Origin of the sequence: Edaphobacter acidisoli, assembly GCF_014642855.1 — a bacterium.
In the GTDB taxonomy this organism is placed as follows: Bacteria; Acidobacteriota; Terriglobia; order Terriglobales; family Acidobacteriaceae; genus Edaphobacter; species Edaphobacter acidisoli.
In genome coordinates this window covers 1,090,016-1,104,525 of record NZ_BMJB01000001.1, presented here as the reverse complement: position 1 = coordinate 1,104,525, position 14,510 = coordinate 1,090,016, and the positions used below count along the sequence as shown (strand labels likewise).

Annotated in this window: 12 protein-coding genes; 7 read left to right on the top strand and 5 right to left on the bottom strand. The window is 57.7% G+C overall.

Going from position 1 to position 14,510, the window contains the following annotated elements; translation table 11 throughout:
* Positions 1-244 precede the first annotated feature (244 nt).
* The 3 genes from IEX36_RS04530 (at position 245) to IEX36_RS04520 (ending at position 3,329) form a co-directional block, all read left to right on the top strand.
* Positions 245-886 carry a PEP-CTERM sorting domain-containing protein gene (locus IEX36_RS04530; RefSeq protein ID WP_188758104.1) on the top strand — a complete coding sequence of 214 codons (642 nt, stop codon included), beginning with the start codon at positions 245-247 and terminating at the stop codon, positions 884-886.
* A 131-nt stretch (positions 887-1,017) separates the two neighbouring features.
* Positions 1,018-2,322: a nicotinate phosphoribosyltransferase gene (gene pncB, locus IEX36_RS04525; protein ID WP_188758103.1), complete on the top strand. Its 1,305-nt coding sequence runs from the start codon at positions 1,018-1,020 to the stop codon at positions 2,320-2,322.
* 29 nt (positions 2,323-2,351) lie between these two features.
* On the top strand, positions 2,352-3,329 hold the full coding sequence (locus tag IEX36_RS04520; RefSeq protein WP_188758102.1) for a S1/P1 nuclease: 978 nt from the start codon (positions 2,352-2,354) through the stop codon (positions 3,327-3,329).
* Here IEX36_RS04520 and IEX36_RS04515 read toward each other — a convergent pair.
* A complete protein-coding gene (locus tag IEX36_RS04515) occupies positions 3,326-3,886 on the bottom strand; it encodes a DUF2062 domain-containing protein (protein ID WP_263364956.1) in 561 nt (186 codons plus the stop codon). The two genes, IEX36_RS04520 and IEX36_RS04515, sit on opposite strands and share 4 nt — an antisense overlap.
* Before the next feature lie 197 nt (positions 3,887-4,083).
* On the opposite strand from IEX36_RS04515, the gene IEX36_RS04510 reads away from it, so the two are divergent.
* Positions 4,084-4,719, top strand: coding sequence for a lysophospholipid acyltransferase family protein (locus tag IEX36_RS04510; RefSeq protein ID WP_229668708.1), 636 nt, complete (start codon positions 4,084-4,086; stop codon positions 4,717-4,719).
* Positions 4,720-4,725: 6 nt separating this feature from the next.
* Here IEX36_RS04510 and IEX36_RS04505 read toward each other — a convergent pair whose 3' ends face one another.
* Genes IEX36_RS04505 through IEX36_RS04495 form a run of 3 tightly spaced genes read right to left on the bottom strand, consistent with a single transcriptional unit; the run spans position 4,726 to position 7,944 of the window.
* Complete coding sequence (locus IEX36_RS04505; RefSeq protein WP_188758099.1) at positions 4,726-5,583, bottom strand: purine-nucleoside phosphorylase; 858 nt, start codon at positions 5,581-5,583, stop codon at positions 4,726-4,728.
* Between the two features lie 8 nt (positions 5,584-5,591).
* The gene (locus IEX36_RS04500; RefSeq protein WP_188758098.1) at positions 5,592-6,827 is read right to left on the bottom strand and encodes a NupC/NupG family nucleoside CNT transporter; all 1,236 of its coding nucleotides are present in this window, start codon (positions 6,825-6,827) and stop codon (positions 5,592-5,594) included.
* Between the two features lie 49 nt (positions 6,828-6,876).
* Positions 6,877-7,944, bottom strand: coding sequence for an agmatine deiminase family protein (locus tag IEX36_RS04495; RefSeq protein ID WP_188758097.1), 1,068 nt, complete (start codon positions 7,942-7,944; stop codon positions 6,877-6,879).
* A gap of 399 nt (positions 7,945-8,343) precedes the next feature.
* Between IEX36_RS04495 and IEX36_RS04490 the strand changes: the two genes are divergently transcribed.
* Both IEX36_RS04490 and IEX36_RS04485 read left to right on the top strand, forming a co-directional pair.
* Positions 8,344-8,925, top strand: a complete 582-nt coding sequence (locus IEX36_RS04490) for a methyltransferase family protein (RefSeq protein ID WP_188758096.1) — start codon at positions 8,344-8,346, stop codon at positions 8,923-8,925.
* A gap of 143 nt (positions 8,926-9,068) precedes the next feature.
* Positions 9,069-9,998: an aldo/keto reductase gene (locus tag IEX36_RS04485; protein ID WP_188758095.1), complete on the top strand. Its 930-nt coding sequence runs from the start codon at positions 9,069-9,071 to the stop codon at positions 9,996-9,998.
* Positions 9,999-10,017: 19 nt separating this feature from the next.
* Here IEX36_RS04485 and IEX36_RS04480 read toward each other — a convergent pair whose 3' ends face one another.
* The gene (locus IEX36_RS04480) at positions 10,018-10,803 is read right to left on the bottom strand and encodes a hypothetical protein (RefSeq protein WP_188758094.1); all 786 of its coding nucleotides are present in this window, start codon (positions 10,801-10,803) and stop codon (positions 10,018-10,020) included.
* 185 nt (positions 10,804-10,988) lie between these two features.
* Between IEX36_RS04480 and IEX36_RS04475 the strand changes: the two genes are divergently transcribed.
* Complete coding sequence (locus IEX36_RS04475) at positions 10,989-14,294, top strand: TonB-dependent receptor (protein ID WP_229668707.1); 3,306 nt, start codon at positions 10,989-10,991, stop codon at positions 14,292-14,294.
* The last annotated feature ends 216 nt before the right edge of the window (positions 14,295-14,510 follow it).

Genomic DNA, 14,510 nt, shown 5'->3' with positions numbered 1-14,510 from the left:
GCAGTTAAGTTGCAAGACTATGCATGGTAAGCGGCAGGTAATTACATTTACCGATTAGAGTTTGGTGAATTTGCACAGGCGACGTTGCCTTTTGCGATTTTGTCTCGGGATGGTCTAAATTGATTTTTTTGTGTAAGTTGCAATCGGATGCACAAGGAGTTGCAATAGCCCTGCAAAACTTTGGTGGAATAAGTGCATCCATTTAGACGCCGGGACTAGTCTGTTCCTGATTTTGGAGGCGTCGATGAAAAAGCTGCTTTCTTCCAGTGTTCGTTTTTTGCTTTGCATGCCCGCTCTATTGCTTATGACAGGGGTGCTTCACGCGGATACCGTCTTTTCCGAGAACTTTAATGAGGTCACGCCCGGATTAGGGGTTGCGACCGCTGGTGCCTTTCAGGCGATCGACGGCACCAACGTCGATGTCGTGGGCGGTGCGCTGTTTGGAAATCTTTGCTCTGGACCGGAGTCGGGCAACTGTGTGGACATGGGCGGCACGGGTGGAAAGAACCCGAGCGGCAATATCGATCTGATGACCGCTCTGAATCTGGCACCGGGAACTTATTATTTGAGCTTCGACCTGATTGGTTCGCAGCGCGACACGACGACTACGACGACGGTGAACTTCGGACCCTATTCACAGACGTTTACGTTGGGACCCGAAGACTTTACCTCGGGCATCGTGACGGACCAGGCAGTCGTCTGGGGTGGAGGAAATATTCAGTTGCAGTTTACGGATAACAGCCCGGCGAACAATATTGGAGCGCTGCTGGATAACATCACCGTTACAACGACCCCAGCTCCTGTACCTGAACCGGAGAGTCTGGTGCTGCTGGCGACCGGATTGCTCGGAGGCGCAGGATTGCTGCGCCGGAAGTTCTTCGTATAAATCGGAGGACCTGGATACGTGGGAGGCCGCGATTATTCGCGGCCTTCTTCATTTAAGAAACGAAAACTATGTGAGAGGCAGCTTGAATTGTCCGGTTGCGTGTTGGCGGCGGTCCGGGGGAGACTGAAGGCATGAACGTCAACTTTGCCGAGCGGGCGCATAACCACAACTGGAAGCTGGACCCTATCGTTCGGTCTCTGCTCGACACAGACTTTTACAAGCTGCTGATGTTGCAGTTTATCTGGAAGAACTTTCCTGGCATTCATGTAACATCCGAGGTCACAAACCGTACGACTGCTGTCCGGCTCGCAGATCATATATCGGCTGGTGCGCTGATTGAGCAGATGGAGCACGTGAAGGATTTGCGTTTTCGCAAATCGGAATTGATCTGGTTGGCGGGAAACACCTTCTATGGCACGCGAAGCATTTTCGAGCCAGCGTTTCTAGTGTGGCTAGAGGATGGCTTTCGTCTTTCGGACTACGAAGTAACCGAGCGCGATGGCCAGTTAGTACTGCGATTTTCCGGCCTATGGACTGAGGTGACGATGTGGGAGATCTATGGACTTGCACTCGTCAGCGAGATGAAGACGCGTGCAGCACTAGCCACGCTGAGTGAGCTTGAGCTGGATGTGCTCTACGCGCGGGCGAAGACAAAGTTATGGGACAAGATTGAGCGGCTGCGTGGGGTATCGGGGCTAAGCATCTCCGAATTCGGTACTCGGCGGCGACATAGTTTTTTGTGGCAGGAATATGTGGTTGAAGCGATGCGGGGGGCGCTTGGCAGGAGCTTGGCGGGTACATCGAATACGTTTCTTGCGTACAAACACGACTTGGAGGCGATGGGAACAAACGCGCACGAGTTGCCGATGGCGCTGGCTGCTCTGTCGAACACGGACGAAGAACTGCGCGCTTCACAGTATCGTGTGCTGGAGCTTTGGCAGAAGAGTTATGGTGGTGAGCTGCTGATCCTGCTACCCGACACTTTTGGGACAACGCAGTTTCTGGAGAATGCGCCGGACTGGGCTGCAGACTGGACGGGGCAACGGTGCGATTCGAAGGATCCATTTATTGCGGGCGATGAATATATTGCGTGGTTATTGAAGCGTGGCCGCGATGCGAGACGGAAGCGGCTGATCGCATCCGATGGGCTCGACGTTGATGACATTCTGCGTTTGCATGATTACTTCAATGGACGGATCCGGTTTAGTGCGGGTTGGGGAACGCTGGTGACGAATGACTTTCGCGGATGCCATCCGAGGGGAGAACATGACTTCGACCCGATCAGTCTTGTCTGCAAGCTGATGACGGTGGAGGGGCGTCCTGCCGTAAAACTGAGCGATAACGCACATAAGTCGACTGGCGTGCCGTCGGAGGTGGAGCGCTATCGCCGTATCTTTGGCACGAAAGCAGTCGAAGGCCCTGCCGTAGTGGTGTGAATTTAAAGCTGATGAGTATACTGTCGGGCATGATGAAAGCTAAAAATCTGGTGCGTTTTGCGGCAGCGGTTGCGCTGCTCCCTTTGATGCTGGTTCAGCAGGGATTCGCATGGGGCAATGATGGGCACCGAATGATCAACTGGCTGGCTGCGAAATATCTGCCGACGGATGTTCCCGCCTTCCTGCGCAATGGTGGCGCACTTGATGCGATGGATTACCTTGGACCCGAGCCGGATCGCTGGCGCAACAAAGCTGAGGCCGAATTGAATGCAGCGCAGGCGCCGGACCACTTCATCGACCTGGAAATGGCCGATATGGTCGGCACGTTGCCGAAGGAGCGCTATGACTTTATTCGCGCATTGGCAAAGGTGCAGGCTGAGCACCCGGAACTTGCCCTGACCCCTGAGAAGGTCGGTATGCAGCCGTGGCAGGTGGAAGAGGTCTACGAACGCTTGAAGGTTGGTTTCCGCGAATATCGTAAGCTGATGGCTGCGAATGAAGACACACGGCCCATTGAACTGGCGATCACTTTTTATGCTGCGTGGCTGGGGCACTATGTGGGCGATGGCTCGATGCCACTGCACACGACGATTCAATACAACGGATGGAAGGGGCCGAATCCGAATGGCTACACAACGGAGCATCACATCCATTCATTATTTGAGAGCACTTTTGTCAGCGCAAATGTGAAGCGTGAAGCCGTTGTGCCGCTAGTAGCTGCGTCGCAGCCGAAGGCACTTGATGATGAGTGGACGGATTACCTTACTTATCTGCGGCACTCGAATTCATTGGTTGAGAAGACTTACCAGATCGAAAAGGCTGGAGGCTTTGCTGGAGCGGGAACGCCGGAGGGCAAGGAGTTCACTGTGCAGTGTCTGGCTGACGGTGCGATTGAATTGCGAGACATGATCTATACAGCCTGGTTGCGGAGCGCTGATCCGGTAGAAGAGTTTCATGGCGAGGCTCGTATGCCAATGAATACCCACGCAGTCGTTGCCGGCAATTAGGCGTTGTGCTCTGCGTGTTCGATCGGGTGCAGGATAGGGTATTGATGATGCTCGACGCGAAAGAGTAGCTTGCGTAGCAATGGCGTCAGTGCCAGGGCGATGAGCGGAACTGCTACCGTTGCCAGTGCAGCCCAGAGCACAAAGGCATGCCACTCCCACTGCCATAACTGGCGGATGAGTTCGATGGGATGCTTCCGGGCGAAGTGGAAGAGTTCGTTTGCCGAAAACGGAATTGGCTCCAGATTAAACAGTTTGCTGGCGATGTGGATGAACGGAATGACGAAGAGCAGTTCGAGAGGATAAACGACGTGGTTTGCCAGCTGTGATGCGACAAGATTGAGTCGCAGGATAAAGGCTGCGGCAAGGCAAAAGACAGTTGTAGTTCCGAGTAGAGGATTGATCCCAATGAGAAGACCAACTGCGATGCTCCATGCGAGCTTTCTGGGCGATGCTCCCATGCGGAGCAATGCGAGGATAGGCAGAACGGTGCGCCGGTAAACCCAGTTGTGGTGAATGGGTCGCGCACTCTTTCGAACCGTTGGATTGCCTGAGGTCACTCATGACAGGATAGACTGCGGACGAAGATTTGTGTGCAGAGTGGTGAGGTTTTGATCTGGTGAACTTTCTTCGATCGCTGTGGCGAAGCGTCCGGTTGGCTTGCTTATTCGCGGTCGCGTGTATGGAGTTAATAGTGCAGCGCCCGAAGACGCGAGAGGCCAGAGCTGACTGGCTGCATCGATTCGCTGCTCGTACTGTGAAGCGATTGCGAATCGAAATCAGTGCTGTTGGCGAGTTTCCATGGCGTGGTGCGGTCATCGCCAATCATCTTGGCTACATGGATATTGTTGCGTTCGCCGCGCTGCATCCATGCGTGTTTGTTGCGAAGGCCGAGATGGAATCGTGGCCTGTGCTGGGCTGGATGACGACCATGGTGGGCACGGTCTACGTGGCGCGTGGACATGGTGGCTCTGCTGCGAAGGCTCGTTATGGCATGCAATCTGCGATGGCCGAGGGCTTGCCGGTGGTGTTTTTTCCTGAAGGGACGACAACCGATGGAAGCACACTGCTGAAGTTTCATGCTGGATTGTTGGCACAGGCAATGGCAAGCGGCTTTCCGGTGACGGCGGCACACGTGCATTACAGCCTCGGAGCGGGAAACGCAAAGGGCGCTTCAGTGGAAAACGACGTATGTTATTGGGGCGATGCGAAGTTGGTCCCGCATATCTTTCGCTTTCTTGGTTTGCGCGAGGTAAAGGTGGAAGTGAGGTTTGCAGAAAAGTCGATCCAGTTTTCTGATGCTGCACTGCATCGCAAGTTGGCTGCGCTGGAAGCGCGGGCGGCGGTGCTTGAACTTGCAGAGCAGGGCGAAAGCGCCGGGGTTTGCGGATGATTCAAGCTACGCCGGATTCGCTGCTGCTATCTGCGGAATGATGGCCGCGAGCAAGCGGGTGAACTGGCCTTCAATGCGGCGACCGATCTCCATGACCTCTTCGTGATGGATGGGTTCATCGAGAACGCCTGCAGCCATGTTGGTGACGACGGAGAGACCGAGGACTTCGAGTCCCATGTGACGAGCCACGATGACCTCGTGCACCGTGGACATGCCAACCAGGTCTGCTCCTAGTGTGCGAAAGGCGCGGATCTCGGCGGGCGTCTCGTAGCTTGGGCCGAGGACTGCGATGTAGACACCTTCGTTGAGCATCCAGCCTTGCCGCGCGGCTTCAGTTATTGCGAGCTTGCGTAGTGTGGGTGAATACGCGGCGGACATATCGAAGAATCGCTGCCCTGCGCCTGGGATTGCGGCGAAGCGCGGCTCGTTCAGGCCAAGCGCGGCGTTGGTTCCGGTGAGGTTGATGTGGTCGGAGATGGCGACGATGGCTCCCTGGCCGTAGCGGGGATTGATGCCGCCTGCTGCGTTGGTGACGATGAGCCTGCGCACGCCGAGCAGGCTGAGCACGCGCGTAGGAAACGTGACCTGTTCCATCGAATAGCCTTCGTAGGCGTGAACGCGGCCTTGCATGACTGCGACGCCGATGCCGGCAATTGTGCCGAGGACGAGCTTGCCGGAGTGACCCTGCACGGTCGATTGCGGGAAGTGTGGAATGTCGGCATAGGAGATCGTCGTGGCTTGCTCGACCATCGATGCAAAGTTGCCGAGACCAGAGCCGAGGATGATGCCGAGCGTCGGTGCCAGTGCGGCGCGAGAGCGAATGTATTCTGCAGCGGCGGTTGCTTGTGCGTACTGGTCGGTCATGGAATTCATCATCGGATAAGAAGAGAGACAATGCTTGCGGACATGAGGTTGGCCATGGTGCCGGCGAGCATCGCGCGGAAGCCGAGGCGAGCGAGGTCGCCACGGCGCTCGGGCGCGAGTGCACCGATGCCGCCGATCTGAATGCCGATGGAGCTGAGGTTGGCGAAGCCGCAGAGGGCAAACGTTGTGATGGTGAAGCTGCGTGAAGAGATGAGCGCCTTTTGCGCGCCGAGATCGGTGTAGGCGACCAATTCGTTGATGACGGTGCGTGTGCCGAGCAGGTTGCCGACGAGTTTCGCTTCGTGCCATGGGATTCCGATCAACCATGCGACGGGCGCAAAGAAGAAGCCGAGGACTGCATTCAGCGTGCTGGGAAACGGAATGTCGTGCGGCGCGAGCATGTTGTGGACTCCGCCGAAGACCATGTTGATGAGGCTGACGAGCGCGAGGAAGCTGATGAGCATGATGGCGACGTTGAAGGCGAGCGAACCACCATCGATGGTGCCACGCGTGATGGAATCGAGCAGATTTTCGTGCTTTTGGTCTTCGGACTCAGGCATTTTGACGATGCCTTGCGTTGCTGGTGTTTCGGTTTCGGGCACGAGCATCTTGGCGATGAGGATGGTTCCAGGCGCGGTCATGATGACGGCGGCGAGCAGGTCCGATGCGTGGATTCCATAGGCGATGTAGGCGGCCATGATCCCGCCGGAGACGTGGGCCATTCCGGAGGTCATGATGGTCATCAGCTCGGAGTAGGTTGCGCCGTTGAGGAATGGACGGATGGTGAGCGGAGCCTCGGTCTGGCCCATGAAGATGCTGGCGGCGACGTTGGTGGATTCGGCTCCGGAGATTCCCATCGTCTTCTGCATAACCCAGGCGAAGGCGCGGATGACGAGTTGCATGAATCCGATGTGGTAGAGGATGGCGAAGAAGGCGGAGATGAAGATGATGGTTGGGAGGACGCGGAAGGCGAAGACCGCGACCGCGGAGTTGTTGCCGCCGAGTGGGCCGAAGACCATCTCGGAGCCGGCGACGGAGTTCTCGAGGAGTTTGTTGACGCCGTTGCCTGCGAGCTGGAGGAGGTGCTGGCCGAGGGAGGACTTGAGGACGACGAGGGCGAAGATGAATTGCAGGCCGAGGCCCCAGGCGACCGTGCGCCAGCGGATGGCGCGGCGGTTGGTGGAGAAGAGGTAGGCGATTGCGAGGAAGGTTGCTAGGCCGAGCAGTCCGGTGAATCTTGCCAAGGCGTGGGCTCCAGAGTGGAGGTTTTTGCAAAAGGGAAGTGTACCGGAGTCAGGCGGGTTCCTGCTGGGAAAGGCAGTGGAGGGTGCCGAGTCCCCAGACGAGGTCGACGGCGTGGATGCCGATGACGTCGCGGGTGGGGAAGCAGGAGGCGATGGTGTTGAGGGCGTGGCGGTCGTTGGGGTCGTTGAAGGTTGGGACGAGGACGATGCCGTTGGCGATGTAGAAGTTGGCGTAGCTGGCGGGGAGGCGCTGGGCGTCGAAGACGACGGGCGCGGGCATAGGGAGCTCGACGATGCGGAAGGGCTGGCCGTGGAGGTTGCGGGCGGCGCGGAGGCGGTCGAGGTTTTCGGCGAGCGGGAGGTGGTTCTCGTCGTGGGTGTTGGGCTCGATGCAGGTGAGGATGGTGTCTTCGGCGACGAAGCGGGTGATGTCGTCGATGTGGCCGTGGGTGTCGTCGCCGGCGCAGCCGCGGTTGAGCCAGATGGTGTGGTCGATGCCGAGGTAGTCGTGGAAGGCTTGCTCGAGCTGCTCGCGGGTGACGCCGGGGTTGCGTTGCTGGACTTCGGAGAGGAGACACTCCTCGGTGGTGAGGAGGATGCCGGCGCCGTTGGTGTCGATGGAGCCGCCTTCGAGGACGAGGCGGTGGGGTTTGCCGTCGACTTCGGTGTGGGGCTGGAACTCCTCGACGCCGTAGTGGCGGGCGACGTGGTGAGGGACCTGGTCGTCGCGGTGGTGGTTGGGATACTTGGACCAGGCGTTGAATTTCCAGTTGGTGAGGGCGAGGTCGCCTTCGGGGTTCTTGAGGAAGATGGGGCCGGAGTCGCGGAGCCAGACGCGGTCGGTGGGCCAGTGGTGGAAGTGGAGGCGGGCGAGGTTGGCGCCGGCGCGGAGGAGGATGCGGCGGACGCGGGTCTCGGCGGGCTGGTCGTTGACGAGGATGTGGACGTCCTCGACTGCGGAGAGGTGGCGGACGATCTCGGAGTAGACCCAGGGGATGGGCTGGAACTTGCCGGGCCAGTCCTCGGCGTTGTGGGGCCAGGCGATCCAGGTGGCGGAGTGGGGAGACCACTCGGCGGGCATGCGGAAGTGGCGATCGCGTGGTTTCGGACTGGTCATCGGACCCCCTCCCCCCGGTTTTTTGCTAAAGTCTTCCATTGATGAGGGTTAGATTCGGCGAATTTTGCTAAAGTCTTGAATCTATTGGGTGTTGTGGCTAAAGTATTCATTCTGAATGGGAAATGGGAGATTTTAGGGTCTTTTACTAGTTGTTTTACTACTTGTTTTAAGTATAGCTGTTTGGGGAAAACTCGACCGCCAGGTTTATCTTGTTTGTTTGCCTTGGTTTAGGTGAGTTTGGGGCTTGACATGCGATTTTGCTGGGGTTTTTGAGGGTCCGCTGTCGATATTTTAATCTTGCGGGGTTTCGGGCGCATAAACTCCTCTTGCTGGCCTGCGTTGTTTGAGAACTGCTACTAAGACATTATTTGAGAATTGCTCAAGATTCGGAGGTCCTGCGTGCTCTGGTTCTATGAAGCCTTCTTTCCTGTGGTGTGGATCGTCTTTCTTGTCTATTGGCAGATCGTCTGGGCCAGGACCGGCGATAGCAAAACTGTCCAGCGGAATGAGCCCGTGGCCTCGCGCCTCGTGCGTGCGCTCACCTTCGTGATTGTGATTATTCTGCTCTCGACAAATTGGGTTCCGCTGCATTGGCTTTATCGCCAGCTCTGGCCGGTTGGGCTCTGGTCTTTTTGGATTGGGGCGGCTGTTACTGTTGCCGGTCTTTTGTTCGCGGTGTGGGCGCGGGTGCATCTCGGCAGCAATTGGAGCCGCCTGGTAACGATCAAGCAGGGGCATGAACTGATTACTACCGGTCCTTATGCTCTGGTTCGTCACCCTATTTATACGGGCATTTTGACGGGGTTTCTTGGTACTGCCATTGCGCTCTCCGAGGTGCGCGGGTTTGTTGCTTTCGTTCTGGTGTTCGCTGTGCTCTGGGCCAAGTTTCGGATGGAGGAGCAGTGGATGCGTTCTCAATTTGGGGGGACGTATGCGGCCTATGCGCAGAAGACTGCTGCGCTGGTGCCGTACCTCTTCTGAGTGCTTCGTTCAATCGATGGCAACAAGCAGTGTGTCGGCTGTGATGATAGACAAACGTTTGTTTTAATATGATTGGAACTCATGGTAAGCGGCCAAGCAGGAGTGGCTGTGTATATACTCGACGTGAAATGTGGGAGAACAATATGAAGATCGATAGGGGCAGCAGCGTGCGTATGCTGAGTCGTCGGGCAGTGCTGAAGGGAGGAGCGCTGGCTGCGGCGGGGTTGGCGTTGGGCCGCGCAGGATGGGCTGCCGATGAGCAGGTTTCGATACCGCATATTCAGCTTGGCAATCAGGTGAAGATGCCGGTGCTTGGGTTTGGAACGTATGGCTTGACCGGGGATGTGTGCGCGGAGAGTGTTGCCGACGCCATTGCTGCGGGCTATCGGCTGATTGATACGGCCAAGGTATATAAGAACGAGGAAGCGGTTGGGGCTGGAATCAAGAAGAGTGGGATCGATCGCAAGTCTCTGTTTGTCACCTCGAAGATATGGGTGGACGATGCGGGATATGAGCCGGCGAAGCGAGCATTTCAAACCTCGCTCGATAAGCTTCAGCTTGAGTACCTCGACCTGTACCTGATTCATCGGCCGCGTGGAGATGTGCGGGGTTCGTGGAAGGCGATGGAAGAGCTGAACGCAGCGGGCAGGATTCGAGCGATTGGCGTGAGCAACTTCGATCCGGCTCAGCTTGCGAGCTTGACTGTGGGAGCGAAGACGAAGCCGGTCATCAATCAGATAGAGACGCATCCGTTCTTTCAGGAGACGGCGGAGCGCGAGTCGTTGCGCGGCGTTGGTGTGCAGATGGAGGCCTGGGCTCCGTTTGCGGAAGGACGCAATGGGATGTTTACCAACCCGGTGTTGGAGCAGGTTGCGAAGAAGCATGGCAAGACGGTTGCCCAGACGATTCTGCGCTGGCATCTGGATCGCGGGTCGATTGCGATTCCGCGCTCGTCGAACCCGAGCCATCGCCGCGAGAATCTGGGTGTGTTCGATTTTGCGCTTGATGCGGAGGACATGCGCCTGATCGCGGGACTGGACCTGAATAAGACGCAGTTTCCGGAGTGGAGCTAGTCGAATCAGTGAGACTGGATCAGTGAGACATGGAATCGGGCATGGGCGGCGCTGGTGAGCCGTCGGACCATTTGTCTGCCACGATGAACAGGATCGTGATGCGTTCCTGGGGATCGTTCGCCGTGATGACGGGTGAGTTGGGGGCGTCGGCCGTCCAGCTCTTCGTCATGTCGCCGGAGTAAAAGAACATGACGTGCGGATGCCATGCTATATCGTGGTCGTTCAGGTACTGCTGCTTCGACATCATGTAAGCCATCGCACCGGGTTCGAGCGGAGGCAGCTGCTTGCTGTCGAGCGCGGCCGCTATGGCCTGCGCGATTTCAGGCTTCGATTTTCCTGCAAGCACGAGCCTGGTCTTCATCAGATAGATGAGCGCAAAGCTTCTGGCGGCTTGCGCGTTGAAGCAATGGGGCGCACGCATCTTCGCATTCCAGAACTCGGCCTCGTCGGTGCTCTGGCCCCACGATCTTTCGACGAGGCAGAGAAAGCCGTTGGTGCCCTTCACGGCGGTCTTGTATCCGTCGCTGCCGAGCACCATCACTTCGGCTGCGTCGGAGATGGAAGCGGGCGCGGCGCTGCGGGCCAGCGCGATCTCGGATTCGGCGGGCATCAAATATTGATTGAGGGGAGCCATTGCGGGATAGAGCGCAGTGGGCGTCTGCGCGAAGGACTGCGGGGTTGTGCCGGGGAAGACGATCAGCAGCGTGAATGCAAGAGCGAGGACCTTGACGTGATTCTTGCGCATCGAGGCTTCCAGTCCGCACATGTTTGTGCCGGGAAAGATGTCCTGAGTTCGATGCGCCATTGTAAATCGCGCGAAATGGGCGGCGTCAAGCCGGTGGGGTGCGGGAGGATGGGCTGTGGAGATGGTATGATAAGGCCGTTCCTCTTTTATCGATTCAAAGCGTATTGAATCGCATATCGCCAATCGCTCGTTCGACCTGCCGTGACGCAGCCCGCAGAAGAGCTGAATCCCCCTTGGAGGCTGTCTTGATTTCTAAGTTGTCGCGCCATCTTTGGATGGCATCGAAGATTTCTTTTGGCGTTGTTCTCGCTGTTGCTCTGATCTTTGGTTCGGCGCGTTCGGTTCGGGCGCAGGCTTCGTCGAGCTTGTCGGGTGTGGTGACCGATCCGTCGGGCGCTACGGTTAGCGGTGCGGAGATTACGGTTCACGATGCTCATACGGGTGTCGATCGCAGCACGGTCAGCGGTGATGATGGTCGATACCAGGTGCTGGCGCTGCCGGTTGGCGACTACTCGATTACGGTGCGCAAGGATGGTTTTACGGCGGAGATGCGTACAGGTGTTTTGCTGGCTGTGGGGCAGGGAGCGACGGCTAATATTCGTTTGCAGGTTGCCGGTATTCAGCAGCAGGTGACGGTGGATGCGGATGCGTCGATTCTGAATGCGAGCACGGCGGACATCTCGGGGCTGGTGGGCACGGAGCAGGTGCGGAACCTGCCGCTGAATGGCCGCAGCTATGACGAGTTGATGACGCTTGATCCGGGTGTGGTGAACTTTACGGCGGAGAAGACGGGCGGTGTTGGCGTTTCGAACTCGACGGTGGGGAATAACTTTTCGGTCTCGGGCAATCGTCCGCAACAGAATCTTTACCTGCTGAATGGGATTGAGTTCACGGGCGCGGCGGAGAACAATATGCAGCCGGGCGGAACGAGCCAGGAGCTGCTTGGCGTGGATGCAGTGCGCGAGTTCAATTTGCTGCGCGATAACTATGGCGCGGAGTATGGCAAGCGTCCGGGTGGGCAGGTGTTGATTGTGACGCAGAACGGCACGAATGAGCTGCATGGGTCGGCTTATGAATTTTTGCGCAACAGCGCGTTCGATGCGCGGAATTACTTCAATAAGAGCTCGGTGCCGCCGTTTCAGCGGAACCAGTTTGGCGGCTCGCTGGGTGGGCCGATTCAGAAGGACAAGACGTTTGCGTTTGGCAACTACGAAGGGTTTCGGCAGCATCTGCATCAGGCTGGGGTTGCGCTGGTGCCGGACCTGAATGCTCGTGCGGGATATCTGCCGTGCAAGCTGGTTTCGCCTGCGCCGAATCCTTGCCCGGGTTCGGGGCTGGTGAATGTGGGCGTGGCTCCGGCGGTTGTGCCGCTCTTGAATCTGTGGCCTGTGCCGGAGGCGAGCTCGCCTGACTTTGGCGGGATTGCGGAGGTGTTCAATAGTCCGCTGCAGATTATTCGTGATGACTTTGGAACGGTGCGGGTGGATCGCAACTTTGGGCGGAATGATTTGCTGACGGGTGTTTACACGATTGACGATAGCAACGATGTGACGCCGACGGCGGCTAATTTGTATAGCACGGACCTGGAGAGTCTGCGCGAGCAGGTGGTGAGTTTGGAAGAGACGCATGTGTTTTCGCCTGCGCTGCTGAACGTGGCGCGTGTGGGCTATTCGCGTGCGGCTTATTTCTTTACGGGTGAACCTACTCCGGGGACTCCGGCTGCGGGTGTGGGTGGATTTGTTGCGGGCAAGCCGGTGGGCGCGGTGGTTGTGGGTGGGAGCGCGGCGGCGAATCCTTCGGCGCAGGTGAGTCTTGCGGGAAGCAATGTGGGGAGTGATCTGCGCATTGCGCGCAATCTTTATACGTATGAGGACCGTGTGACTTTGACGCATGGGCATCACAACATCAGCGCGGGCGTGTGGATGCAGCCTTTGCAGGCGAATGAGGATTTGGCGCTGACTCAATTTGGTCAGTCGACGTTTACCGGGTTGCAGCAGTTTCTTCAGGGGACAGTGGGGAGCTTTCTCTACGACCCGACGCCGACGGAGATGAACTGGCGCTCGCTGATGGGCGCTTGGTATGTGCAGGATGTTGTGCACCTGTTTCCGGAGCTGACGCTGTCGGTGGGCTTTCGCGATGAGTTTACGAATGGATGGAACGAGGCCCATGGGCGGGCCGCTAATTTTGTGTTTGTGAACGGAGTGATTCAGACTGCGCCGCGTATTGGCGGGTCGGCATTTACGGAGAACAAGGCGAAGTTTCTGCCGCAGCCACGTGTGGGGCTGGCGTGGAACCCTTTGAGTGGGACGGTGGTTCATGCGGGCTTTGGCATGTACAACGACCTGCAGGATGCGCTGGGGTATCGCATGGACCAGAATGCGCCGTTCAATCCTTCGTACAGCATTGCGAATTTGCAGGTTGCGGATTTTCCGCTGCCGATCAGCCCTGTGCCTGCGAATGCGAAGGTTGCGCCGGCGGGTGTACAGCCGGATATGAATACGCCGACGCTGGTCTCGTGGTCGCTGCGCGTGGAGCAGAGGTTGACGCCGAATACGGAGTTCACGGTGGGGTATGTGGGCTCGCATGGTTATCACGAGATTGTGAGTCTGGATGACAATGAGCCGACTCCTACTGTTTGTCCTGGTTCGCCTTGCCCTGCTGTGTACCCGGCGAACTTTCCGGCACCGCTGTCGGGAGCGGCGGTGCCGGTGGGTTCTTATTACATTGCGAGCGGGACGCCGGTGGCGAATCCGGCGCTGGGCTCGGCGTGGGCGTGGTTTTCGCGGGGCGATAGCTCGTACAACGCGCTTCAGTTGGACCTGAATCATCGTCTGAGCCGCGGGCTGATGCTGCGTGCGACCTATACGTGGTCGAAGGCGCTGGATGATGGCGACTCGCTGAATGCGACGGCTGCGGGCAATGCTCCGGGGCTTGTCTCGAATCCGTTTGACCTGAGTGCGGACTGGGGCCCGGCGACTTATGATGTGCGGAATGTAGGGGTGATCTCGGCGGTTTATCATCTGCCGTTCGGGCACGATCAGAGCTTTCTCAATCGTGGGGGCGTGTTGAATGCGCTGGTTGGTGGATGGACGGCGAACTCGGTCGTGACGCTGCAATCGGGCTTTCCGTTCACGCCTCAGCTGAGCTATAACCCGTCGAATAATGGAGACACGAAGAACCCGGTGCGGCCGTTTGCCAATCCGAATTTTCATGGCAGCCCGATTGTCGGCAAGGTGACGGAGTGGTTCGATCCTTCTGCGTTTCTTGCGCCGCCGAACGGTAGCGGCTTCTACGGGAACCTGGGACGCAACACGCTGACGGGGCCGGGAGTGGAGGAGTGGGATTACTCGATGTTCAAGGACACTCCGCTGCATGAGCGTGCGCGGCTGGAGCTGCGGGCGGAGTTCTTCAATCTGCTGAACCACACGAACTTCAACACGCCGAACCTGGTGGTGTTCACGCCTTCGGGTGTGTCGCCGACGGCCGGGGTGATTACGAGCACTTCGACGACTTCGCGGCAGATTCAGCTTGCGGCGAAGGTGCTTTGGTGATTTGCGACTGAATATGACACTGTTGGGCTGCCAGGCCCTCCCGGACGACGACGACGAAGGGGTGGACGAAGGCGCGGTTCGTCCTATAAGGTATTTTCCGTAATCCATACTCCATCAGTGCATTAGCTTGATACCGCAAGATGCATGGCGCAGATTGAATGGCGCGGACTTTCTCAGAATTGTCCTGCTGATGGTGCGCGTCGAGTTTGGAAGAGT